Source organism: Desulfitobacterium nosdiversum (assembly GCF_049860565.1).
GTDB classification, from domain to species: Bacteria; Bacillota; Desulfitobacteriia; order Desulfitobacteriales; family Desulfitobacteriaceae; genus Desulfitobacterium_A; species Desulfitobacterium_A nosdiversum.
In genome coordinates this window covers 3,886,343-3,911,742 of the sequence record NZ_CP172056.1, presented here as the reverse complement: position 1 = coordinate 3,911,742, position 25,400 = coordinate 3,886,343, and the positions used below count along the sequence as shown (strand labels likewise).

Below are 25,400 nucleotides of genomic sequence, written 5' to 3'. Positions count from 1 at the left end.
TATCTCTTTATTAGGTTTTGAATTTTGATTGATTGTATATCGATTGTTGGTTATCGAGTAGCGAATTTGCCTAAATGAAAAACGCGCAGTCCGAATTGTGTCAGCGGTTTCAGCCAGGAGTTTAAAGCCCAAACTACTCGGGCGCTTACGATTCCAATAACCATGCCTGCTAAAACATCAGTGGGCCAATGAACTCCGGCATAGATTCGTGAGAAACCAACCAAAAAGGCGAGAATGGTGAAGCTTCGACGCACCCAAGATTTAGATCTTCGCCAGGAACCCGCTGCAAACCCAAAACTTCCAGCCGTATGATCGCTCGGGAAGGAGGAGTCAATGGCATGCGGAATGAGCTGAGTAAATGTGCCATGGGGCAGAGCGACAAAAGGCCGCGGTCGGAAATAAAAATGGCCGATAGCAAAGTTAATGAGTAAAGCAAGAACCCCGGAAATTCCCATAACAATTATCCCATGCCGTTTTTTTTCATCCGACTTTGGCAATGTAAACCATGCCGCAATAAAAAGAAGAGCATAAATTTCTAAGGCATACCGAGCGGTAAAAGCCATTACATGATCCAGAATTGGATGATGTCCGGCCCATTGGTTGATGAAATGATAAAGCGATATATCAAACGCGTTCACCGAAATTTCCTCCCTTATGAGATCCTCATTAAAATCATTATAACTTACATATTGTACAGCAGAAATGCCGTAAATCAAAATTTATAATGAAAGTAATTATTCCCACTTACATTATTAATCTTTACTGTTATATAAAAAATACTTTATCCTATAGCGGTGGGTGAGGTCCGTTAGCAGTTAAGAAAGTATTGTTGATGTTCAAAACATGAAGTATAATAAAATCAATTTCATAGAACTAATGATTATAGGTGCCCTTAAGAATAAAGGGAGAATAGGGAATCGGGTGTGAATCCCGAGCGGACCCACCACTGTATAGAGGAGTTCTCTGCAAGGCCACTGGGTAACTGGGAAGGCGCAGTTGAACAAGGAATCTAAGTCAGGAGACCTGCCTATAAGCATTTGACATGGATCAAGGTAAAGTTCATGGTCAATTTCTCTGCCCAGCCCGTGCTGATGGAGAAATAGGACTATGAACTTTTTATTTTTCTTAAGATACATCATTTAAGTTTTAGGAAAGGAGGAAAAGGAATGGGATATAAAGGCCGGGACGTAGAAGTTTCGTTCTTAAACAAAGGAGAGTGTTTGGTGGTTGCCTGCGATTCGTGTGGAGCCATTGGAAGTAAAGCTTTAGACATCGTTCATGTTCCTGAACAAGTGACAGGGCGATTTACGGCTCGAGTTACTTTGCTCGAGCTCCTCGCTGCAGGTGCAGAGCCAAAACTGCTGACTGTTGCAATATCGAACGAGGCTGACCCGACCGGAGATGGGATTCTCGAAGGGGTTCGGGACGAACTTAAATCCCTTAATTTAGCCCATTTACCCATGGCAATCAGCACCGAGAAAAATATGATTACTCAGCAAACGGGTTTAGGAATCAGCGTGATTGGTGTTGCCGATGTTGCAGCGTTGCACTTAGCGACGACCCAAGTCGGAGATTTTATTTATGGTTTAGGATTACCCAAGGTAGGACCCGAAGTTTCTGATCCGGAAGATCCGGAAATAATCCGTGGAGAGCATATCCGTAGGTTATTAGAACAGCCAAGTGTTCATGATATCGTACCTTTAGGATCACAAGGGATTCGGGGTGAAGCTATTGCTTTAGCTAACACTTTAAAAGGAAACCTTATTCTGGATGCAACTTGTCCAGTTGAACTCAGTAAGTCGGCAGGTCCGGCTACAGCACTTATTTTTTCGACAGAACAAAAAATCCAAGAGGACAATTTTAAAAAAATCCTAGGGATGAGACCTTACTTCGTAGGGAAAATTCAAGAATAAATTTATGAGGAGAGATTCAAGATGAGTCAAGTACAACCCGTTAAAGAAGATTTGAAGCCGGAGTTTTGGAGTGTTAAAAGAATTGCAATCATGGCCATTTTTATTGCCTTAAGTTATGTCGGTTCCTTGATTAAAATTCCAAGCCCAATGGGAACGGTAGGGCTGGATTCCGCCCCTGGATTTTTTAGCGCTTTAGCCTTTGGGGCATGGGAAGGGGCTATCATTATTGCCATCGGACATCTCTTTACAGCAGCTGTGGTCGGTTTTCCTCTAACCATTCCGGTTCATTTGGTTATCGCCGTAGAAATGGCGCTTTGGGCCTTAGCTTTTCGTTGGGTTAATCAAAAATTTGGCCTCATTTCGGCAATGGTTGTGGCCATTTTCCTTAATGGAGTGGTTGCTTCCTTTACCATGCTTCCAATGGGAGGAATGGGTGCCGTATTGGGTGCGATGCCTTTCCTTGTCTTAGGCTCAGTCCTTAATGTTGTTATTGCCGGTTTAACCTATAAAGCCCTAAGAAAAAGCAGGCTCTTTTAAGGGAAATTTAACATGACGAGAGCGTTAGAAATCCAAGAATTAACATACACCTATCCTCATGCGGAACAGCCGAGTTTATCTGGGGTGAATCTCGGAATGGAATCGGGTCGATTTTTAGTCATTATGGGAGCCTCAGGAGCGGGAAAGACTACGCTGACTCTTTGCTTGAATGGATTGATTCCGCAGCTTTTAGAGGGACAGATTCAAGGAAAGATTGAAGTCGATGGACTGGATGTCTCAAAATACAGAACACAGACACTGGCCCAGCAGGTAGGAATAGTATTCCAAGATCCAGAAAGCCAAATTATAGGTTTGACGGTTGAAGAAGATGTCGCTTTCGGCCCTCGAAATTTTATGCTGCCTGAAGAAGAAATTCAGAATCGCGTACGCGAAGCTTTATCTCGAGTGCGATTGTCTGGTTATGAATTGCGTAAGACAGAGGAGTTATCCGGTGGCGAAACACAGCGCTTAGCGATCGCCGGAATATTGGCTATGCGCCCTAACATTTTAGTTTTAGATGAACCGACTTCAGAATTGGACCCGGCAGGCCGGAGTGAGGTTTTTGCAACATTAGACGACTTACGCAAAGAAAAGGAAATGACAATTTTAATTGTTGAACATTCGGCTGAAGAGATACTAAATCGGGCAGATGAAGTCGTTGTAATGCGTAAAGGTAAGATCTCATGGCAGGGAAATCCCTTTATCCTTTTCCGTAACTTTCCACTCCTTCAGGAGCTGGGCTTGCGGCCTGTCCCAATCAGCGTACCGTTCTGGAGGTTTTATCAACAAGGATGGATTACAGCAGAAGAAATTCCACTTGGTATTCCGGAGGCTTTTGAAACGCTGAAGAAGATGTTGAGACGGGGAGTTCGCTTAAAATCACAGCAGAAAGCTGAGTTAAAACTCATTGCCTCACTTAATACACGCGGAGCTGTGGCTATAAAGAATTTGCAGTATTGTTACAGGAATGCGGAACCTACCTTAAAAGGAATAAACCTAGCCATTGCCTCTGGGGAATTTCTAGCTTTGGTAGGGGCAAATGGAGCGGGAAAATCAACGTTGACAAAACATCTGAACGGACTGCTTAAGCCGACTGAAGGAGAGGTTTGGGTCAGCGGAAAAAATACGAAAGACTATTCAACAGTAGAACTTGCCTGCAGTGTCGGTTATGTCTTCCAAAATCCAGACCACCAGATCTTTGAGTCTTCAGTTGAGAAAGAAATCGCCTATGGCTTGAAGAATGCTGGACTGGATGAAGCCAGGATCAAGAAGCGAGTTGAAGATGAATTACAATTTACAGGACTTGAATGCTTTCGACAAGTTCATCCGTTAACGCTAGGCAAAGGACAACGTCAGATATTAGCAGTTGCGTCGATCTTGGCATTACAGCCCGAGATTCTGGTTATTGATGAACCTACAGCAGGTTTGGATTGGACCGAGGCCCAGAGAGTGATGAACTTAGTTAAGAAGCTTCATGAGCAGGGTACAACGATTATTATGATTACCCATGATATGGAATGGGTCGCGGAGTATGCAGAACGGGTGGTCATTCTTCATCAAGGGAAAATCCTTCTTGAAGGTGATCCGAAAACAATTTTTGCTCAAAGCGAATGTTTACGTGAGGCGAGTATTATTCCTCCTCAGGTCGTGCAACTTAGTCAGAGGTGTGCTGAACTTGGCCTTCAGTGCGATTGGCTTCGGGGAGAGGAACTTGTCAAGGCCTGGGTTAAGGAGGGAGAAGCTAAAAATGGATAAGCTGTCTGAAGTTAGGGCAAACGTTATCCAAAGCCTTGATGTTCGAGCAAAAGGAATAGGACTCTTTAGCTTGCTCAGCCCTGCCTTTCTCTTTGATGACCCACGCTTCAACTTCATTATCTTTCTGATCACTTGCGGAATTGCCTTGCTCGCACAACTTTCGTTGACGAAAGTTCGCGAAACGTTTTTGCCGCTTATCCCCCTCTTTTTTCTCATTGTAATTTTTGCCAGCTTTAGTTTTGGTAATCTACACTTTCAGCAGGAACAGAATCGAACAGTACTTATTGAAGTTTGGCCAGCGCTTCATTGGGACGTAACGTTCGGCGGTTTATTTCGAGGGATAACGTATTTACTGCGGATGCTCATCCTTATCTTATCTTCGATGATTTTTCTGCAGACAACCTCTTTAGAAAAATTAATGCAGCTTATGCAAACGCTTAAAGTTCCATCGCAATTTACTTTTATGATCGTGACGGCTATTCGGTTTATCCCGGTTCTCAATCGAAAAAGGCTTTTAATTTTAGAAGCCCAAAAGGCGCGCGGTGCAAATATCCCGGAAAAAGGGGCATGGGTACCTATTCAGACTTTCCTCCCCTTGGTTATTCCGATGTTTGCGGGTTCGATTCAAATAGCGAATACGCTATCAATGGCGATGATGGGGCGCGGGTTCGGCTATACTCAATATCGAACGATTACAACTAAACTTCGGTTAAGAATCCGTGATGTGATTGTAATTTGCCTAGGAATAATCCTCGTAGCTTTGAGTCTCTATCTTCGAATCTTTTTGGGACTGGGGAAACTTTAAGCAAAATTATTCATTGTAAAAAACAAAAAATGCCCTGCAGGTTACTTTGCAGGACATTTTTGTTTCTAGAGTCTTTTGCTTATTGAAATATAGAGATTAAAAAAATATAATTAATCGATAAACGTGGATTTGGGGTGAACCTATGGAGAATATATATATACGTAATGCCAAGGTCTTTAAAGCCCTCGGCGATCCGAACCGTTTAATGATTATTGAAATGCTGCAAAGCGGTGAACGGTGTGCCTGTGAAATTTTAGGTGATCTTAACATTTCGCAATCGACTTTATCACACCATATGAAGCTGCTGTGTGAATCAGAGCTAGTGGCCTGCAGACGCGAGGGCAAGTGGATGCACTATTCCTTAAGCAAGGAGGGGTGTGATTCTGCGAAAAGCGTACTAGAAGAAATTACAAGAATGACAGAAAGCAATCGGAAGGCAGAGTGCAAGTATGACTGCTAAAAACAACGTATTCATTGCTTGATAAACGTAAACAAATCAGTAAAAAATAAATTCAGTAGAATTCACTTTGCTGAAAATTTAGGGGGAACATCATATGACAAAAGATGAAATGACTGAAGCTCAAGTTTTGCAAGGCTGCGTAGAACGTGCAGATGCCACCGTGAAATATAGAAATACTCCAGAGACGAGGATGATGCTGGCTGCTCTGCTCGAAAAACAAAATCGAATGGAAAAGGATGGGAAGAATTTTGTTTATGAGGGTGTTGTAACACGGATGTCGGTTGATGATGCCGAATGCGGGCCGGAGGCTGAATTAGCGGTTGACCACCATACTGGCAACGAATTGCTAGTAGGTCATGAAGGGAAAAGAATAAGGGTTACGATTGAGGTCTTATAAGAGGTTAAGGAAGCCGGTGCATGTGTCAACTATCCTTGACTGAAGTCGAAGGCATATAGGGAAACTGAAATGCCAAGACTTTAGTTTGGTAACACGTCGAGAATATGCTGCGGAAACAACTGAACGTTAATTTTTATTCTTATTAAAATGTGCGGTAAGCTATTGAAATTTAACAAGAAAAGCTTAAACAATGAGATATTAAATATGACATAGCAAGAGAGGAAGACTAGATTTAGTCTTCCTCTCTTGAGTATCTGGAATTTTGGGGATGTTCAATTCACCTTGCTAAATTCTGTACTCTGTTCGTTGTGCAAGGCTTGGTATACCTCGGAAACAACGATATTGTTCTTGGTCAAAAGTTCCCTGGACACAATATAATCATCTACCCGCAGCGCGATGCCGCAGCCCGCCTTAATGCTGGATGGCAAAGGCATTACTCCAACTGAAAATCCAGCCTGCAATAACGCCTTTTCGGCATAAATGGCCATATGTGTACTGGGGAAAGTCAAAATATACAACTGCATAGCCCCCTAAATATTGATGACCCGCTTGGCACTGGCCATTATTGAAACGATCCCGTACATGTTGGTGATCTCACCGACCCCTAACTTCTCAGTAATACCATAATAATTAGTACAGGTGCCGCAGGTCTGGATAACCGTTCCTTCATTTGCCATGGCACGGAGGTCTTCCAAACTGTTAGAATCACTGCTTGTCAGGTAGGCTCCAGAATTGAAAAACAAAATATGAGTGGGTGCCGGCGTTAGCTCTCTTAGGGAATAGATAAAGCTCTTAAGCAAAATACGGCCCAGTTCTTCATTGCCGTCTCCCATAGTGTCTCTGCCTATCGCCACAACAACTCCGGAACTTTCATCTGTTGTTGGCACTTCAATAGCACAATCTTCACCGGCCACTATGGTTACTTCGATAATGCCGTTTTCTTTTTGAATATATTCACTGTGATAACCTAATCCTGTTGCCATCTTCTCCAGATTTTGTCTCGAAATATCGCTGTCGACGAGTACTGTTATGACGCCCCCTACATCACCTAACGCTTCCAGCGCTTTTTTGGCGCGGATAACAGGTATGGGACAGGGTTGACCTATTGCATCAATGTTTGTCATTTGAAAATTCCTCCTTAACGTAATAGAATCGGTAGATTTTGCAGTGCTGCGACTTCTCCCACAATTGCAGCCTGGGGTTCGACTTCCTGTATAGCGTTTAACAGCTCCTGAGCAGAATCTTTGGGAACACTAAGAAACAACCCGCCAGAGGTCTGAGGATCAAGCAGGAGCTCTTGTAAGGCAAACGGTGTATCACCAAATTCCACGGAGCCCTCCATAAAATTGCGGTTGCGTTGGCCTGCTGCCGTCAAAAGATAATCTTCAGCATAAGAATAGGCCTGAGAAATATAGGGAAGCTCAGACGGATAGAGGATCAATGATGTTTCTGTACCCGCCATTTCTTTGGCATGAGCGAGCAGACCAAATCCCGTTATATCCGTACAGGCATTGATGGTAAAATGATGCATTTTCTCAGCAGCATATTTATTGAGCCGCTGCATTGAATAAAGTGCTGCTTCCACGGCTTGGTCATCTGCCATTTCTCCGCGCAATGCGGCCATGATGATGCCTACGCCGAGTGGTTTCGTGAGAATTAGTTGATCTCCTGGGATCGGAGTATTATTTCGCCAAATTTGTTTGGGGTTTATATTTCCTGTGACGGCAAGTCCGTATTTGGGTTCTTTATCATAGATGGAATGTCCGCCGCAGAGTACGGCTCCCGCTTCCTGAATCTTTTCCGCACCACCGGCTAATATTTCAGCCAGATCATCTAATTCCATGCGCTCAGGATAACAGACGAGGTTTAAGGCAAAAAGCGGCGTACCCCCCATCGCGAAAACATCACTTAGGGCATTAGCGGCAGCGATACGGCCAAACACACGAGGATCATTCACCATCGGTGTAAAAAAATCTACTGTGGAAATAATGGCCTTGTCTTCATCCATTTGATAAACGGCAGCGTCATCTGAGGAATCAAAGCCTACTAACAGCTGCGGGTCATAAAAAGTGGGCAAACCGGATAATACTTTGGATAATTCACCAGGGCCAATCTTGGCTCCACAGCCACCTGTCGTACAGCTCGACAATAAATTTATCATGGGACGATCTCCTTTCTTAACCTTCAAATTTGATATATTATAATGAGTATCAGAATACAGATTGGAGTAAATGGAAGTAAAATGATTTATCTGGACAATGCCGCTACAACCTTAATTAAACCCGATTGTGTCAAGCAAGCAGTTCTGCAAGCAATGGACACCTTTGGCAATGCCTCACGCGGAGCACATACTCCAGCGCTTAACGCTCTCCGCACGTTGATGGAAGCACGTATGGAACTGGCCTCATTCTTTGGCCTGGACGATCCAATGCGTGTTGTATTCACACCCAATGTAACCTACGCCTTAAACCTCGCAATATCCGGTATCCGGGGTCATATCGTTACAAGCGCTGCCGATCACAACTCAGTACTGCGTCCCATTTACAGGCGGGGAAATTTTACAGTTGTTCCCTGCGACAGTAAAGGACGCATTTCGGTCGATGCAATTGCTTCAGCCATTCAACCTGACACTGGAGCTGTTGTCCTCACTCATGCCTCCAATGTGACTGGAAATGTTTTGGATATCGAGTCAATTGGTGAGATCTGTGCGGCCCGCGGCATCCATTTTATTGTCGATGCAGCACAAAGCGCCGGGTTGCTGCCCATTGATATGAAAAATATATCAGCCCTCTGTTTTACAGGTCATAAATCGCTTTTCGGGCCTCAAGGAACCGGCGGACTCTGTCTTGCAGCAAACTACATGCCCGAGCCTCTGTGTGTCGGTGGAAGCGGCCATAACTCCTTTGATCCCAGACATCCTCAGGAACTGCCTGATGCTTTGGAAGCTGGGACACAAAATGCTCACGGAATCGCAGGGTTGCTTGCAGGAGTACGTTATATCCAATCCGTAGGAATTGAATCCATTTACAACAAGGTTGATGGATTGGCACGATTCTTTGCTTATTCGCTTGCTGACATTCACGGGGTAATGCTTTACGGTGATTTAGAAGCGTCGCGGCGTACACCTGTTGTTTCTATGAATATTGAAGGATATGATTGCGCTCAGGCGGCCAGCCTTCTGTTTGAAAAGTATGGGATTGCAGTTCGCGCCGGAGTGCATTGCGCACCCAATTTACATACTGCGCTTAAGCTGTCTGGATCGGTTCGATTTTCTTTCTCACATTTCAACACGCAGGAAGAAACGCAAATTGCCGTTAATGCAGTTCGCGAATTGGCGGGTATTTGATTGGCTTTTGCGAATAACATACTCGTTTTTTTATATCCACTAAACCCCCTAGTATATACAAATTATAAGAAAATGATTATTACAAACATAATTATAATATAATTATTAAGGGAGAGGGAAATTTATTTTATCAGCAAGTAGTGAAATAGAAATATATATTGATAGTATTTTAATGCTACTTTAAAGGTGCACGATTCACGGTTTTAGGCAGTAATAAAAATAGCAAAGTACGGGGGAACTATGGTGAATAAAACATCATCTAAAGAAAATAATTTGCAAGTTATTGCGGATAAAAAACAAATCCTACTCTCTAAGGATTTAGCAAAGTTTCTTGGCACTCTTGGCGGAGGAAATTTACGGGTTGTTAAACATGAAAATAAAATTGAGATCTATTCTAATGTCCACAGTTTGTCCAAAGTCTATATAGAAACCACGGCTCAATGTAACTTGGCTTGTCATACCTGTATTCGCAGGACGTGGCAAGAGCCAATGGGGACCATGAAACGCGAGGTATTTGATAAACTGGTCGAACAACTGAAAGAGTTCGACTGTCTGCAAACGGTAATGTTTGGCGGCTTTGGTGAGCCCACTTTTCATAAAGACATTCTTTATATGATTCAACAGGTTAAATCCTTAGGTATAAAAGCGGAAATGGTGACCAATGGAACTTTACTCGATGAGGAAATGTTAAAGGGATTATTTGAAAATGGGCTGGATACGCTTTGGGTATCTTTTGACGGGACGAATGAAGAATGCTTTGAGGACATCCGAGAAGGGGCAAAGTTTAATGAAGTCGTAAAAAATCTTGAAAGACTTAGCCTAAAGAACTTAAGCAGTAACCATAAAATCAAAGTGGGTATTACCTTCGTCGTTATGAAAAGTAATATTAACCAGCTGAAAGATTTGGGCGCACTTGCTAAAAGGGTAGGGGCAGATATGATATCTGTCAGCAATGTGCTTCCTTACAGTGCCGAAATGGTTGATCAGATGGTATGTAAGCTAAAGGTTGGTAGCTCTAACAGGTCTTATGGTTCCCAAGGGATACCGCTCAACTTGCCTTATATTGATAAGACAGAAATCAATCAGCAGCTTTTATACGATCTTATAAAAAACTATGATAAAATAAACGTTTTCCGCAATGGATATGAGAGGGAAATAGGAAGCTGCCGATTTATAAAGGATCGATGTACGTTTGTTAAATGGGATGGTACAATCAGCCCGTGTATGGGATTATTACACTCTTATAAAACGTATTTCCTTGATGGGGTTGAAAGAAAGGTCGCTTCTTATTCTTTGGGTGATATTAGGAAAACTCATCTCAAGGATATTTGGAATTCAGAGGAATACTCTAATTTTAGAAGCAAGGTGGATGCCTTTGAATTTTCACCCTGTCTGCAATGCATGCATTGTGAGTTATCCGAAACGAATGAGGAAGACTGTTATGGCAACACGTTTCCAACGTGCGGCGGCTGTTTGTGGGCTCAGGGTGTGATTCAGTGCCCCTAAACTAAAGGTAGGAGAATGATGTAATGACAGAGGAATCAAATAAAGAACTAAAGGATAATGGGTTAAAATCAAGTCATAGTCTAGATTTGAAACAGAAATTAGTCTATTACTATCGTGAACTCCACAAATATCCTGAATTATCCTTTAAGGAATTCAAAACGACCCAGGCCATACGCCAATGGTTAGAAGAAGAGGGCATAGACATATTAGACTTTCCTTTAAATGTAGGGGTTATTGCAGAAATTCGCGGAAATCTTCCGGGCCCAACTCTTGCTCTGAGAGCTGATATTGATGCTCTTCCCATCCAGGAGGATTCAGGAATTGACTATGCATCCCAAAACGAAGGGGTTATGCATGCCTGCGGACACGATTTTCATATGGCTTCTATTTTGGGGGCAGCGCTTCTTTTAAAGGAGCATAGAGCTGAGTTGAAAGGAACGGTCCGATTCATTTTCCAGCCTGGAGAGGAAGCGACTAACGGAGCACAAGTAACCATCGAAACGGGAGTTCTGGAGGGTGTAGATGCTATCTTTGGTTTTCACAATAAGCCCGATCTTCCGGTAGGAACCGTCGGAATAAAATCCGGTGCATTGATGGCGAGCGTTGATCGATTTGAAATAGAAGTTATCGGTGTAGGCGGACATGCAGGAATTCCGCACAATGTCATTGATCCCATTGTCACAGCAAGCCAAATTGTGACTACACTTCAAACGATTGTCAGCCGCAATTTAAGCCCTTTTTCTAATGTGGTTATTAGTGTTACGCGTTTTCAGGCCGGCAACACTTGGAATGTAATTCCTGAAAGAGCAGTATTAGAGGGAACGGTACGGACGTTTCAAGAGGAAGCCAGAGCGCTTGTCCCTGAATTGATGAAACGAGCGGTTGAGGGTATTGCAGCAGCTTATGGAGCAAAAGTGAGCTTTAGATGGTTTCCAAGTTTGCCTTGTGTTGATAATGATCCGCAATTTACCTCCCTGCTTAAGGAAACTGCTGAAGAGCTTGGATATAAAGTGGTAGAGGCAGAGCCAATACCCGGTGGAGAAGATTTTGCGGCTTATCAAAAAATAATCCCCGGTTACTTCGTTTGGATCGGGGTTGAGGGAACAAAAGAATGGCATCATCCGCAATATAATCTGAAGGAAGAAGCTCTAAGTGTTGGCGCAAATTACTTTGCTCACTTGGCCCTTAAAATTGGAGCCGAGTGGCCAAAAAATAAAAAATGATCTTGTACTAGAACAGTTGACAGATTCCACCGATCTTGTTATTCTATGAATAATCTGAAAGAACTTCATAAAGACTCTTATCCGGAGCGGTGGAGGGACTGGCCCAATGAAACCCGGCAACCAGCTTGCAGTATTTTGGCTGATAGTGTTCAAGCATGGTGCTAATTCCTGCAGAAGATTACTCATACTCTTCTGACAGATAAGAGGAGTTGCAATGATTTGTAAACCTCTTCTCTTCGGGAAGGGGTTTTCTTCATAAATAACATCATATTTTAACGTTATATATCAGAGAATTTAGAGAGCCGTTTAAGCTATAGAAATGAGGGGTTTGCAATGAAAACACGGTTTCACGAGGAATTAGCAAAGCGTATTTTAATTCTTGATGGTGCGATGGGAACGATGCTGCAAAGAGCAAACTTAACCTCTCAGGACTTTGGGGGAGAGGAATATGAAGGCTGCAACGAAATCCTGAGCCTGACACGTCCAGATGTGATTCGTTCGATCCATGAAGCTTATCTTGAAGCGGGAGCAGATTTGATCGAAACGAATACATTTGGGGCAACAACGATTGTCTTGGCCGAATATAATTTAGCCGAAAAGGACCAAGAGCTTAATCGTGCTTCGGCTAAACTGGCCCGTGAAGCAGCAGATCGCTATTCGACTTCCGACAAGCCCCGTTTTGTTGCGGGTTCGATGGGTCCGACGACGAAAAGCCTTTCCTTAACGGGCGGTGTTACCTTTGAGGAGCTAGAAGAAGGCTATTACCGTCAGGCGTCGGCTTTGATTGAAGGGGGAGCGGATGTTCTTTTAGTGGAGACAGCTCAGGATACCCTCAATGTCAAAGCGGCCGGTATAGGGATTCAAAGAGCTTTTGCCCAAAAGGGTCAGGAACTTCCAATTATGGTTTCGGGAACGATTGAACCGATGGGAACCACCCTGGCAGGACAAAATATTGAGGCTTTCTATGTTTCTATTGCTCATCTGCATCCGATTTCCGTGGGACTTAACTGTGCCACGGGACCTGAGTTCATGCGGGATCATATTCGCTCTCTGTCACAGATTGCCGGCTGCGGAGTCAGTTGCTATCCAAATGCAGGGCTGCCGGATGAGGAAGGTGATTATCATGAAGAACCTGAGGGCCTGGCCCGTAAAATGGCCGGATTTGCTGAAAAAGGGTGGATCAATGTCGCCGGAGGATGCTGCGGGACAACGCCTGAGCATGTCCGCGCGTTGGCTCAAGCTTTGCAAGGATATGCACCGCGTCCGATTGAAGAGCATGCCCTAAGTGCAGTTTCCGGTTTGGAACCAGTATATGCTGAAGACGAAAACAGGCCGCTGATCGTGGGTGAGCGCACCAATGTTATCGGCTCCAAAAAGTTCCGGGACTTAATTGCTGAAGGGTATTTTGAAGAGGCTTCGGAGATTGCTCGGGCACAGGTTAAGAAAAATGCCCAAGTTATTGATGTTTGTTTAGCCAATCCCGACCGGGATGAGTATGCGGATATGGCTGAGTTTTTGCCTTATGTCGTTAAAAAGGTCAAGGCTCCCCTGATGATTGACTCAACGGATCCCAAGGTTGTTGAGTTTGGACTCAAGCATTCTCAGGGGAAAGCGATCATTAATTCGATCAATCTTGAAGAGGGGCTGACCCGATTTAATGAAGTGATTCCTCTCTTAAAACGGTATGGTGCAGCGGTTGTTGTAGGGACGATCGATGAAGAGGGAATGGCTGTTACACGTGGGAAGAAGCTGGAGGTAGCAAGACGGTCTTATAAAATACTGACCGAGCAGGGTATTCCTGCAGAAGATATCATTTTTGACCCGCTGACGTTTCCGGTAGCGACCGGGGATGAATCCTATATCGGCTCAGCTCGCGAAACGGTAGAAGGGATTCGGCTGATTAAGCGGGAGTTCCCTCAATGCAAAACAATTTTGGGTGTAAGCAATGTTTCCTTCGGTTTACCTGCGGCGGGCCGAGAAGTGTTAAATGCGGTCTTTTTATACCATACAACAAAGGCGGGCTTGGATTACGCCATTGTCAATGCGGAAAAACTTGTTCGGTTCGCTTCTCTGTCTGAAGAGGAACGAAAGCTTGCTGATGATCTTCTCTTTGAAACTCGGGAAGAAACGGTAAGCCGCTTTGCGGAATTTTACCGAAACAAAGTCGTAAAACCCAAAACAACCGAAGAAAAAACCTTAAGCCTTGAAGAACGCTTAGGCCAATACGTCGTTGAAGGATCGAAAGATGGTCTTTTTTCTGATTTGGAGGAAGGTCTCCATAAATACAGTGCGATTGAACTAATCAATGGACCGCTGATGAAAGGCATGGGGGAGGTCGGCCGTCTCTTTAACGCGAATCAGTTAATTGTGGCTGAAGTTTTACAAAGTGCAGAGGTTATGAAATCTGCCGTTTCTTACCTCGAACCTCACCTTGAGAAAAAAGAGGCAGTCCTTAAAGGGAAAATCCTTCTCGCAACAGTAAAAGGCGACGTCCATGATATTGGGAAAAACCTTTTAGAGATCATCCTTTCGAATAACGGTTTTGAGGTCATTAACTTAGGAATCAAGGTTTCGCCTGAGCAGATTATTGCAGCCTGCGAAAAAGAAAAGCCTGATGCGATTGGACTTTCTGGTTTATTGGTTAAATCTGCTCTGCAAATGGCCGTAACCGCTCAGGATTTAAAAAATGCAGGGATCCGTATACCCCTTTTAACAGGCGGGGCTGCACTTACATCACGATTTGTTGAGAACAAGATTGCACCGGAGTATGAAGGGCCTGTTCTTTATGCACGTGATGCGATGAAGGGACTTGAACTTGCTAATCAATATATTAAATCCCACTCTCATGCACAGCAGGCGTTGGCAAGGGAAAATAACAAAAACGAAAAAGATAAAACGAAAATAAACGAAGGCGGTTTCGTAGGTAATGCAGTGTCGAAGACAAAGCAGACTTCAGAAGTACTTAAGCAGACTGTTTCGGCTTTTCCTGCTGCAGAGCCTGTTACTCCCCCTGATACAGAAAGACATGTGCTTAGGGATTATCTACTTGCTCAAATCTGGCCATATGTCAATCGTAAAATGCTTTTGGGTAAACATCTGGGAATTAAAGGGGATGTTGAACAGCTTTTAGCCGAGGGGGATCAAAAAGTTGAAGAGGTCTTGTCTAATGTTGAGCGGGTCTTTAAGAGGGCCCAAAAAACGGGTGAGATTCGGGCACAGGGAATCTATCAGTTTTTTCCGGCACAATCTGAAGGCAATGATATTTTGATCTATGATCCGAAAGACCAGAACAAAATTCTTGAGCGTTTTCATTTTCCCCGTCAGGCTAAAGAACGCTACCTTTGTCTCGCTGATTTTCTTCGCCCGGTTTCGAGCGGAGCAATGAACTATGTTGGTATGTTCGCTGTGACTACAGGTCAAGGAATTCGTGAGCAGGCGGCAAAACTTAAGGAACAGGGGGAATATTTAGATTCATATATTTTGCAAGCACTGGCATTGGAGTTAGCCGAAGGGTTTGCAGAGCGAGTTCACCATATGATGCGTGATGCTTGGGGAATATCAGATCCTGTTGAGATGACAATGAAAGAACGTTTAGCGGCTCGTTATTGTGGCTTGCGCGTCTCCTTCGGCTATCCGGCTTGCCCTAATCTTGAGGATCAGAAGAAATTATTCGGATTAATCCGGCCGCAGGATATTGGAATCCAGTTAACTGAAGGATTGATGATGGAGCCGGAGGCTTCAGTTACAGCTCTTGTTTTTGCGCATCCTGAGGCGAAATATTTTAGCGTTCTGTAAAGGAGGAGGCGCTTGATGAATTCAGTTAAACTCAGAGAATATCTTCAAAAGAATATCGTTATCGGCGACGGGGCGATGGCTACCCTCCTTTATCAATTTGGTGTACCCGTAGGAACCTGTTATGAAGAACTAAACATAACTCATTCTGCGTTAATCCGCTCTGTGCACGAATCCTATATTCAAGCAGGGGCGAAATTGATTGAGACCAATACCTTCAGGGTTAATCGGGATATTTTATCCCGCTTTGGCCTGGAGCAAAAGGTCGAAGAGATTAACCTAGCTGCTGTCAAAGTTGCTCAAGAAGCAATAGCTTTAGCAAAAAGCCAGACCTATATTGTCGGGAGTATAGGTTCGATTCTGGCTGGCCGAGTAAAAGCAAAGTCACTTCAGCCCTATCGCTCTTTCTATGAGGAACAAGCTTCAGCTCTTCTCAAAGGTGGAGTTGACGGAATTATGCTTGAGACGTTTGAGGATTTGGAAGAGCTGCTGCTTGCGCTGGAGGTTATGCGATCACTTACCGATCAGCCGATATTCGCCCATTTGGCTACTCCGCAAGTTGGCAGAACACGGGATGGATACACGGTTACAAAGGCCTTCGAATTACTAACCAAGGCAGGAGCGGAGATTGTTGGCTTGAACTGCCGTTTAGGACCGACAGAAATGCTTCGAACCCTTGAGCAAGCTCAGGTACCGGAAGAAGCATTCCTTTCCATATTCCCGAATGCCGGACGTTCCGGACTGGTCGACGGAATGCTTTCGTTCAAGTCAACCCCGGAATATTTTGCGGAATATGCCTTACACCTCAGAGAGCAAGGGGTCAGAGTGATCGGTGGGTGCTGTGGAACAACACCGGAACATATTCGAGCGATTTCTGAAGCTCTTAAAGCATTATCTCCTGTTGTGCGGGAAAACCCAACATTAAAGGATAGCGAGCAAACCCATGTACAGCCTGAGGTTAAGGATCGGGGTATAGTTCATAATATGGCTCAAACTTTGACTGAAATCCTTCCAAAGCCTGTTTCACAAGCAGCCGAACAAGGAACGATTTTAGATCGAGTGCGGAGAAAGCCTACGGTTATCGTAGAATTTGATCCGCCCAAAGGTTTAGATACAGAACCGTTTTTTAAAGGATGTCAGACCTTATCCGCTTCCGGAGCTGCTGCAATTACCCTTGCAGACAATTCGCTGGCCAATGTGAGAATGAGCAATCTTGCCATTGGAGCGCTCTTAAAAGAACGCTATGGGATTGAACCTTTAATCCACGTTGCTTGTCGGGATAGGAATCTAATCGGCCAGCAATCTCACCTTATGGGTTTGCATGCTTTAGGAATTCACCAGATTTTGGTGATTACAGGAGATCCTTCACGTTATGGGGATTTACCGGGTGCCAGCTCTGTTTTTGATGCCAATTCCTTTGATTTGATCCGCATGACGAAGCAGCTCAATCAGGGTATCTCTTTCTCTGGAGAGGTGTTAAACCAATCTGCTCGATTTATTGTAGGAACAGCCTTTAATCCTTATGTTCGGAATTTCGATTCAGCAATAAAGCGGTTGGAGAAAAAAATTGAAGCAGGTGCGGACTTTGTCATGACCCAACCGATTTATGACGTGGAAACGTTGCGGGTGATTTATGAAGGAACAAAACATCTTTCAATTCCTATTTTTATCGGCGTTATGCCTTTAACCAGCCAGCGCAATGCTGAGTTCCTGCACAATGAGGTACCTGGGATTAGTCTCTCTGAAGAGGCGCTGCAACGGATGCGCGGATTAAAAGGAGAAATGGCTCGTCAACAGGGAATCGCTATGAGCAAAGAACTCTTAGATAAAGCAATACAATATTTTAACGGGATTTATTTAATTACTCCTTTTAACTATTATGAAATGACTGCGGAATTAACGGAGTATATCAGTAAGTTTTCATAGATTATATTTTTACATTTGTTTGGGTTAATGCATTCAGGAACTATTGAAACATAATATAAACTAATATATAATATTTATAAAGTTAGTTTTATTGTTTTGTGTTGAGTTTTGTTAAGCTGTTTACCGTGTTCTCAAGCGAATAGGTCTAAAATTTAATTTTTCTCCGAGCCGAAAAAACCTAAAGAGCAATCCATGGTTTTTCGGCCAGGGCAATAGGCCCTCAGGGTATAGCCAGAAATGGATATGCCTTCACGTATGAAAAGGAGGTGGATTTCTCAACCATGCTTGTTGTAGTAATGGCTCCACTTTCTATAAGTGGAGCTGTTTTTGTTTAAAGCGAAAATGTAAGGAGACACACATACTAATAGGCATGGAGGAAAGCTTATGAGAATCGCAATTGTTGGGGGACAGAATTTTCGAAGATACAGTGAGTCCACAACTAAAGTTGAAAACGTGGAAATTTATAGGAAAAAAATTATCAGAGATGCTGATTATGTAATCATTGTCCAGGCTGTTTGTTCACATAACAGTATGTGGGATGCAAAAGCTGTAGCTAAGAGGTTCCAGAAAACAGTATATTATGCTTACAAACAAAGTTTATCTTCAATATTGAATTCGATTGAAAGTAAACATAAAAGAAAGACCGCATAGAATAGTCGCTGCTGAGTAAAGGTACACGAAGCGGGAAAGAATTTAAGACCTAAGAAGGAAGGTATTATTCTATGGGATACAGTCATAGTAAGGAATTGTGGATTCCGACTTTTGCCGATAAGCCTAATGCGGAATATTTATATTTTCCTGGATGTAAGCCATCCTTTAGCAAGGAGGCTCGAGAATCGATGAATACGTTTGTAAAGTTTCTGTTAGATACAAACGTCGATTTTGCCGTAATCGGTGAAGATCAATGGTGCTGCGGTGATCACGCTTATAAATTGGGCTATGAAGATATTTCTAATTTAATTGCCAAAAGAAATATAGCTTTCTGGAAAGAGTTAAAGGTTAAGAAAATCATAACTTCATGTCCTCAGTGCTTTGACACCTTGCAAAATAAGTATCGTCAATTAGGAGGAAATTTTGAAATAATACCTCAGTCAGCATTTAGCTATTTCTCAATTGAACACTTTCAATCGGTAAAACATACAAAACCTTCTCTGAGTATAGGCAGTTTTTTATTTTAAAGGCATTTTGTTTTTAAAATCCGAAATCAAGCATTATAGCCTCTAGACCCTTGTTACATAAGGGCTTAGAGGCTATAATGCTAATATAAGTATAGGGCAAAGCAATTGAAACAGTTTAGAACAGATAATATGTACTACTGATTGGAAAAGGAGTCGATTTGATGAATCAACTTGTGAATACTAAAATTGTCCTTTCTGACTCATACGACCCTTGGCATAATCTTGCATTAGAAGAATTTCTCTTTCGCAGCGTCGAAAAAAATCAAGTGATTCTTTATCTTTGGCAGAATCAAAATACGGTTGTTATTGGCAGAAACCAAAATGCGTGGAAGGAATGCCGCTGTACGAAGCTTGAAGACGATGGCGGAAAGCTTGCTAGAAGACTTTCCGGTGGGGGAGCTGTCTTTCATGATTTAGGCAACCTTAATTTTACCTTTATTATGGATCGTTCTCTCTATGACCTCCATAAACAACTTCAGGTTATTCTTGAAGGGACGAAAAAATTAGGAATTAATGCTGAATTTACGGGACGAAACGACTTAACTGTGGATGGAAAGAAGTTCTCTGGGAATGCCTTTTATTTTGAAGGAAATAAGGCCTACCACCATGGCACAGTAATGATTGATGTTGATGTAGAGAAAGTTTCCGCATATCTCCAAGTCTCAAAAGAAAAGATGGCTTCCAAAGGAGTTAATTCGGTTCACTCCAGAGTAACGAATCTCCGCAGCTATCGCTCTAACCTAACAATTGATGAAATGAAAGAGACCCTTCAGCAAAGCTTCCAAGAACTCTATGGGAAAAGTCCTGAACCAATAACTATTAAGGAAAATGGCCATGATTTAAAGGAGCTTTACGCGAAATATTCTTCGTGGGATTGGCTTTACGGAAAAACCCCGCAATTTGATGTCGTTTTAGAGACACGCTTCCCCTGGGGGGGAATAGATTTAGGATTAACTCTCCGTAATGGACGGATTACAGAGTCGAAGATTTATTCGGATGCGATGAATGCGAACCTTATTAAACAAATCGCCGATTCTCTGGTCAACCTCCCGCTTACAAGTGAAAATATCCTGCTAGGTCTGAAAGATATTGATATCACTGAAGAGGATAAGCAAGTTATCGGAGATATGAAAACCTGGCTTCAGTCAAAGATTAAAGAAATCTAAGCAAGTTTTAAAACCCTTTTCAGATAGGATATAAAGCTATTTGAAAAGGGTTTATTATTTATTGATTGATCAATTGAGAAGGATATTTATTCCAATATACCGAAGATATAAAAGTGATCTTTACCATTATGTTAAAAAAGGAAAGAGGGTCGTTGATTTGATGTTAATGCCGTTTCGTCCACCTACTGATTACTACTGTGAAGAGATATCTTCGATAGATGAGCAGATTTGTGAATTGCTGGCAAAACGTAAAGAGCTTTCCAATAACAATCCCGGATTTCCACAACTCGATCGGATTTCAGCGTGGAGTCAGCAGTATGGACTTAATGAAGATATGATTCTAAGACTCTTTGGTTATATATACAGTGAGCATCAGTTTGTGCCGATAGTAGAACCTGTTGGATTTTTAAAGTTCGTACCTATTTTAAAATTCGCTAAAATTGATGGCATATTTTATGCTGTTACTCACATGAAACAATACAGTAATGCCAGCGTAGTGGTTGTTGAAACCGAAGTGAATACTGAAGAACCATACCTCAGACTTGGGCATACGAGCTTTGAATTGTTTATTTCTCCGGAATATCAGTGCCGACTTGACAGTGGATGCGGACAAAAAAAGGGAATGCAAAATTCCTTTGTTGTGACACCGCCGTTACCGGACGAGGTGAATGGGCTTGAGTTCCATTTGACCGTAAAACCACATTGCGAAGAGCCTAAGATACATGAAGTATTTTTAACGGAAAAAACTGTTACAATTAAGTAAACATTATCATACACAGGGTTTGTGATTTAAGGCAGCTTATCATAGAGCATTTATAGGATTCAGAAGGATATTTATCCCAGAAAGACGAAGGCACGTAAAGCTAAAATTTGCGAACCTGTTCGGTAGTACCTCCGGATTTTGAGAATATATGTACTTAGTTCATTAATATAACGTTATCCGAAACCGTACGCTAAGGCCGCGCGTCCATGCGCGGATTGCGGAGTGCGTATTGCAATATTACGCTCCCAAGGAAAAGAATATATATTTGTGCTTTTTCTTTAATGTGAGTCAAAACGAAAAATTATTTGCATGACCATTGTAGGAGGTTTAAAAGTTGCTAATTGTATCGAAATTAGTAATTTTAATAATCAGTTATATGCCAGCTTATTATTTGGGTCGGAAACTTAAATTATTGATACCTAAGAAAAATGAATTTGTTAGTTTAGCCTGTGGTATTGGAGTTATGCTTATTTATTTCATAATACAAGAGAGATTTATACAAGTGGGATTTTTTTCGCTATACAAAGATAGCTTTTTTTATCCAATAGTTTATGGATTTATAATGGGAGTAGCTTTTGGTCTATCTAATAGAGATAAGATCGATAAAGAAAAGTCAAGAATTCAAATAGAATACGAAAAGAAGAAGAAACAGTTAATTAATTTTCTATTTCAGCATGTAACAAAGAATTAGCAAAATAAAGTCCCTAGAGATTGTGCATTTTGATTCTAATTATTCTTATATAGTGTATAAGCTGATACGGAGGCTCAAGGGGTCGCCGTCCTTGGCGGTCTCTCAATCTGGGGGCGAACGGCATCGGATAACAGCGTTCTTCTGTAACTTCGTGAATATGAATGTGGTTAGGACGCTACAGGAAAACACAAGACGTTATACGCCATGTGATACAATGACCGCGCGTCCATGCACGGCTATTTTGGCCAGTCAATTGCTTTAATAGAAATAATATAAGAATTAACTGTATTTTGGAGGACAAAACATGCCCAATTACGACTTTCATGTTTTATTAGAACCTCTAGAATTTCAAGATCTGGTTTGCGATATTGTCCAGCTCCGAGACGGCATTTTTCTAGAGACATATAAGGAAGGCCGAGATTCAGGTATTGACGGTTCGTATACCGATAGCACTAAAAAGATTATTGTTCAGGCAAAACGCTATCAGCAAGATTTTAAGAAGCTGTATCGTGATTTGCGACATATTGAATTACCTAAAGTGCGAAAAATAAACCCTGAACGGTATATCTTAGGTGTCTCAATAGACTTTCAGCCTAAAGAAAAAGAAAAGATCGTAAATCTTTTCGAAGGCTATATTACCAGCACTAGTGATGTTTTAAGCAGAAAGGACATAAATCGCCTTCTAGGAGAACCAGCGTATAAGCGGATCGAGCTAGCATACCCGAAACTCTGGTTGCCTAGCATCACTGTATTTGAGAAGACTTTAAAAGAATCTGTGTACCGGGCTGCCTACAAAGAGTCGGCAGAAGAACTTAAAGCGGCTATCAAGACGTCAAAAGTTTTCGTCTCAACTAGAATTTACCGCAAGGCGTTACACGAGTGGTCTCAGAACCATGTGATTGTTATCTCAGGAGAGCCTGGCGTAGGCAAAACAACAATGGCCTATCTTTTGGCATTAGCATACCTACAACCGGATAACTTGGCTGGATTTGTCTGGGCAAATTCAATTCATGATGTATATGCGATGCTGGATGATGAACAGAAACAAGTCATTATATTAGATGACTTTTGGGGGAGCGTCTTTTATGATGACTATACACGCAGAAATGATGAGAATCGACTGGATAAACTCATAAGGCGTGTTATAGAGTCTAATGGGAAAAAACGCTTGATCCTCACGACAAGAGAATATATTCTCCAACAAGGTTTACAAAAACATCCTGCTCTTAGAGAAACATTGGATCGATACGCATTAATCTGCACGATGGAAGAGTATGGCGATGATGAAAAAGCCAGCATCTTATTCCGCCATCTCTATGCATCAAATCTTGATTATGAATATATTGATTACTTGTTTGCAAAGTGTAGTTGGATTGTAAATCATCAGAATTACAACCCCCGTGTGCTGGCAATCTTTCTGGCTAGAGAACTAGGTAAAGATTATTCTCCTCAAGAATATTATGAGGAATTATGTGACTATTTTGATAACCCCAGCACCTTCTGGAAGTCTATCTTTGTCGATCTCTCCCAAGAAGCCCAAATTGTCGCCATGCTTTTGCTGATTTCGTCGACGCCCATGCGTTTGTCGGATATGGCTTGTTGTTATCAAAAATATATTCATCATTGTACCAATCAAACAACGGTAAAGAATTTGGGTGACACCATAACAGAGCTTGAGAAGACGATGATCAAGTCGTTCTACAGCGAGGAAGAAGAAGCTGTTCTGTTAAAGTTCAGCATGCCGGCTGTACAGGATTTTCTGTATCAGCGCATTGAAGAAAACAGCGAGCAATGTATTCCGCTGATTTTACAATGCTGCACTTTCTACAATCAGTTACAATTTCTCTTAGAGCATCAATCAATGAAGTGCAGTAAGAGAGTTTCAGATCTTATCGTCGAACAATGTATCTTACATTACCAAGATTACGATGATAGTTGCATTGAATATGATGGCAGCTGGAATTGGGATGTGGATATTTTAGATGACCGAGAATACCTGCACAGGTTCTTTCACTTGCTCCGCTGTTGTGAGCCGGAAAGACATCCTGCTCTTTTTCGATTTTTAGAAACACAAATAAAGGATTATTGCTTAACTATGGGCAAAGGTGATCTAGAAGCCCAATACACAGACTTGCATAATTTGCCGGATATTATTGTTCGTTGTATTAAAAAGGGGATGACTTTCAATGGAAAGGATATTATTGATAAATACTATGAGGAAGCATTCAGTGTAAACCATTATCTAGCAATGAAACATTTCCAGAAAGTGTTTCCAGAAGAGTATAGTATATTTTATAAAACATACTATACTCAGATAAAAAGAGATCTAAAGAATACTATACTTTTTGAGTTAGAATTGCTTGACGATTTTTGTATGGATTTTCAATTTGATATGTTGCTCGATGATATTCCAAATCTTCTTAAGGAATTTGGTTTGCGCTATACAAAAGAATTTGGACAGAAATTACTTAACTTATACGGTAGAGAACCAGCATTTTTAAACAGAAAAAAAGCTACATATGAAAAACCATCACACGATAATATAGATCAGGAAGAGCGAGCGTTCGAAGTCGTTAAGGAGGATGCTGAGAACTGGCTTTTTGGACCAAGAGAAACATACTTGGAGAATGAGCAGATTATTGAGACGATTAGCAAAAGTAACCTTAATCTACACCTGAAAGCAGAACTGAGGAAAACACTTGACACTAGAGCTCCTCATTATGTTTACGACTTGCTACAGACAAAAGAATCTATCAAACTGCTTCTCGATACTGTAGACGATTCAGGAGATAAAATTCCTGATCTAGAGAGTAGCCTTATTATGATGATGCTGTGGCACATTGGTCGGGGAAATCAAGAACAGATGAAAAAACTTTTAGGTTTTTGTGCGGAAAGTTTTACTATGATCATGTATCGAGAAGAACCTGTGTTACGCGCAAATCAATTTTTATCAAGTGACGTTTATGCATGCTATTTGAAAAATGATGTTGAGTTTTACGAAATTGTCTTTGGAAATTTGATGATAAGAGATGAGCAATGGATACGTTTTCTTCATATACCACTATACATTTTCTGTAATGCCTTTATTATGATTATGGGATGTAAGGATGGAGAGTTAGAAGCATACTATCAGGATTTATGGGGAGAGAATTTTAGCAAATTTAAGCATATAACAAGATATGATTGGGGAGATCAAACTAGCATTGGTTATGCTGATTTTGGTACTTATAATTTTAAGCGATACGAATGGGAAGGATGCATGTATAGAATATTCGAGGAGTTACACCCCATTCACTTTAATCAAGTCTATGTGGAACCGATGATAAAGAGATATTTAGATGAATTGGGTAATGGAGATGATGATAGCAAAGTTTTAAAACATATATCGCTTTGCAGAATTCAATTAGAATACGATAAAAAAGGCATTCTTCATTCTATAGGTTGTGAAATTAGCGACGAACTGTCTATGATCGATCATCTGTCAATTTCAGAAGGTTGGAATACATTCTCAAACTCAATCAGAAAGAGTAGATTAAAAGAACTTCAAAGAGACAAGACAGTATGCCAAAAAGATGAAGATGATAGATGGCGAATATTATTATATGAAATTGAGGATGTTGAATTGTTAAAAGAACTGAGTATTTATGATGAAATATTAAAATTCTTGAAGGAGATTGAGAGTACTTACTCAAGATTTTTGAATGGTGATTATTCACTGATAAGGCGGCTATCTTAATTTAATCTTTAGCTTAGATTTGATTGTCAATTACATTTTTCAATGTTTCAAGTTAGGAAATTTTTACGGTAGCACCATCCGTGGTGCTCTCTTAATTAAGGAACATCACACGGCGTATAACACAGGTTTTACGCAACCTAGCATTCATGCATGCGGTTAGGACGCTGCGTAAACCTCTGAACGTTATCGGACATGCTAAGAATTTG

The 25,400-nt window shown here is 41.8% G+C and carries 21 protein-coding genes and 3 riboswitches; of the genes, 17 read left to right on the top strand and 4 right to left on the bottom strand.

All coding sequences use genetic code 11. The features are described 5' to 3' along the window. Window positions 1-50: 50 nt before the first annotated feature. The gene (locus ACHOLT_RS19045; protein WP_425803912.1) at window positions 51-638 is read right to left on the bottom strand and encodes an undecaprenyl-diphosphatase; all 588 of its coding nucleotides are present in this window, start codon (window positions 636-638) and stop codon (window positions 51-53) included. Window positions 639-867: 229 nt separating this feature from the next. Continuing rightward, a riboswitch (cobalamin riboswitch) is annotated at window positions 868-1,045 on the top strand. A 121-nt stretch (window positions 1,046-1,166) separates the two neighbouring features. Here ACHOLT_RS19045 and ACHOLT_RS19040 point away from each other — a divergent pair. The 6 genes from ACHOLT_RS19040 (at window position 1,167) to ACHOLT_RS19015 (ending at window position 5,867) form a co-directional block, all read left to right on the top strand. Beyond that, window positions 1,167-1,913: an alpha-ribazole kinase gene (locus ACHOLT_RS19040; RefSeq protein WP_425803910.1), complete on the top strand. Its 747-nt coding sequence runs from the start codon at window positions 1,167-1,169 to the stop codon at window positions 1,911-1,913. Window positions 1,914-1,934: 21 nt separating this feature from the next. Then, complete coding sequence (locus tag ACHOLT_RS19035) at window positions 1,935-2,450, top strand: ECF transporter S component (RefSeq protein ID WP_425803907.1); 516 nt, start codon at window positions 1,935-1,937, stop codon at window positions 2,448-2,450. 12 nt (window positions 2,451-2,462) lie between these two features. Continuing rightward, complete coding sequence (locus ACHOLT_RS19030; RefSeq protein WP_425803904.1) at window positions 2,463-4,205, top strand: ABC transporter ATP-binding protein; 1,743 nt, start codon at window positions 2,463-2,465, stop codon at window positions 4,203-4,205. After that, complete coding sequence (locus tag ACHOLT_RS19025; protein ID WP_425803901.1) at window positions 4,198-5,010, top strand: energy-coupling factor transporter transmembrane component T family protein; 813 nt, start codon at window positions 4,198-4,200, stop codon at window positions 5,008-5,010. The genes ACHOLT_RS19030 and ACHOLT_RS19025 overlap by 8 nt, the downstream gene beginning before the upstream one ends. Before the next feature lie 142 nt (window positions 5,011-5,152). Beyond that, window positions 5,153-5,470 carry an ArsR/SmtB family transcription factor gene (locus tag ACHOLT_RS19020; protein ID WP_425803898.1) on the top strand — a complete coding sequence of 106 codons (318 nt, stop codon included), beginning with the start codon at window positions 5,153-5,155 and terminating at the stop codon, window positions 5,468-5,470. 94 nt (window positions 5,471-5,564) lie between these two features. After that, window positions 5,565-5,867 carry a hypothetical protein gene (locus ACHOLT_RS19015; protein ID WP_425803895.1) on the top strand — a complete coding sequence of 101 codons (303 nt, stop codon included), beginning with the start codon at window positions 5,565-5,567 and terminating at the stop codon, window positions 5,865-5,867. Window positions 5,868-6,139: 272 nt separating this feature from the next. Here the strand turns inward: ACHOLT_RS19015 and ACHOLT_RS19010 are convergent, their stop codons facing one another. Genes ACHOLT_RS19010 through selD form a run of 3 tightly spaced genes read right to left on the bottom strand, consistent with a single transcriptional unit; the run spans window position 6,140 to window position 8,028 of the window. Continuing rightward, a complete protein-coding gene (locus ACHOLT_RS19010; RefSeq protein WP_425803892.1) occupies window positions 6,140-6,385 on the bottom strand; it encodes a DUF3343 domain-containing protein in 246 nt (81 codons plus the stop codon). A gap of 12 nt (window positions 6,386-6,397) precedes the next feature. Continuing rightward, complete coding sequence (gene yedF, locus ACHOLT_RS19005; protein WP_425803889.1) at window positions 6,398-6,991, bottom strand: sulfurtransferase-like selenium metabolism protein YedF; 594 nt, start codon at window positions 6,989-6,991, stop codon at window positions 6,398-6,400. Window positions 6,992-7,005: 14 nt separating this feature from the next. Beyond that, window positions 7,006-8,028 carry a selenide, water dikinase SelD gene (gene selD / locus ACHOLT_RS19000; RefSeq protein ID WP_425803887.1) on the bottom strand — a complete coding sequence of 341 codons (1,023 nt, stop codon included), beginning with the start codon at window positions 8,026-8,028 and terminating at the stop codon, window positions 7,006-7,008. A 42-nt stretch (window positions 8,029-8,070) separates the two neighbouring features. Here selD and ACHOLT_RS18995 point away from each other — a divergent pair, with 42 nt between their 5' ends. The 11 genes from ACHOLT_RS18995 (at window position 8,071) to ACHOLT_RS18945 (ending at window position 25,194) form a co-directional block, all read left to right on the top strand. Further along, window positions 8,071-9,213 (top strand): aminotransferase class V-fold PLP-dependent enzyme, encoded by a 1,143-nt coding sequence (locus ACHOLT_RS18995; protein WP_425803885.1) that lies wholly within the window; start codon window positions 8,071-8,073, stop codon window positions 9,211-9,213. 240 nt (window positions 9,214-9,453) lie between these two features. Further along, a complete protein-coding gene (locus tag ACHOLT_RS18990) occupies window positions 9,454-10,719 on the top strand; it encodes a radical SAM protein (protein WP_425803883.1) in 1,266 nt (421 codons plus the stop codon). 23 nt (window positions 10,720-10,742) lie between these two features. Next, window positions 10,743-11,942, top strand: coding sequence for an amidohydrolase (locus ACHOLT_RS18985; protein WP_425803880.1), 1,200 nt, complete (start codon window positions 10,743-10,745; stop codon window positions 11,940-11,942). 74 nt (window positions 11,943-12,016) lie between these two features. Then, a riboswitch (SAM riboswitch) is annotated at window positions 12,017-12,148 on the top strand. 127 nt (window positions 12,149-12,275) lie between these two features. Further along, entirely contained in the window at window positions 12,276-15,737 is a 3,462-nt protein-coding gene (gene metH / locus ACHOLT_RS18980) for a methionine synthase (RefSeq protein ID WP_425803877.1), read from the top strand. 15 nt (window positions 15,738-15,752) lie between these two features. Continuing rightward, entirely contained in the window at window positions 15,753-17,660 is a 1,908-nt protein-coding gene (locus tag ACHOLT_RS18975; protein ID WP_425803875.1) for a bifunctional homocysteine S-methyltransferase/methylenetetrahydrofolate reductase, read from the top strand. Window positions 17,661-17,809: 149 nt separating this feature from the next. Then, a riboswitch (molybdenum cofactor riboswitch) is annotated at window positions 17,810-17,942 on the top strand. Between the two features lie 102 nt (window positions 17,943-18,044). Further along, window positions 18,045-18,311, top strand: a complete 267-nt coding sequence (locus tag ACHOLT_RS18970; RefSeq protein WP_425803872.1) for a DUF2325 domain-containing protein — start codon at window positions 18,045-18,047, stop codon at window positions 18,309-18,311. Window positions 18,312-18,382: 71 nt separating this feature from the next. Beyond that, window positions 18,383-18,838, top strand: a complete 456-nt coding sequence (locus ACHOLT_RS18965) for a heterodisulfide reductase-related iron-sulfur binding cluster (protein ID WP_425803869.1) — start codon at window positions 18,383-18,385, stop codon at window positions 18,836-18,838. 161 nt (window positions 18,839-18,999) lie between these two features. Further along, on the top strand, window positions 19,000-20,004 hold the full coding sequence (locus ACHOLT_RS18960) for a lipoate--protein ligase (RefSeq protein WP_425803867.1): 1,005 nt from the start codon (window positions 19,000-19,002) through the stop codon (window positions 20,002-20,004). A 160-nt stretch (window positions 20,005-20,164) separates the two neighbouring features. Next, on the top strand, window positions 20,165-20,767 hold the full coding sequence (locus ACHOLT_RS18955) for a hypothetical protein (RefSeq protein ID WP_425808173.1): 603 nt from the start codon (window positions 20,165-20,167) through the stop codon (window positions 20,765-20,767). Window positions 20,768-21,101: 334 nt separating this feature from the next. Beyond that, window positions 21,102-21,458, top strand: a complete 357-nt coding sequence (locus ACHOLT_RS18950; protein ID WP_425803864.1) for a hypothetical protein — start codon at window positions 21,102-21,104, stop codon at window positions 21,456-21,458. 304 nt (window positions 21,459-21,762) lie between these two features. Next, window positions 21,763-25,194, top strand: a complete 3,432-nt coding sequence (locus ACHOLT_RS18945; protein ID WP_425803862.1) for a restriction endonuclease — start codon at window positions 21,763-21,765, stop codon at window positions 25,192-25,194. Window positions 25,195-25,400: the final 206 nt, after the last annotated feature.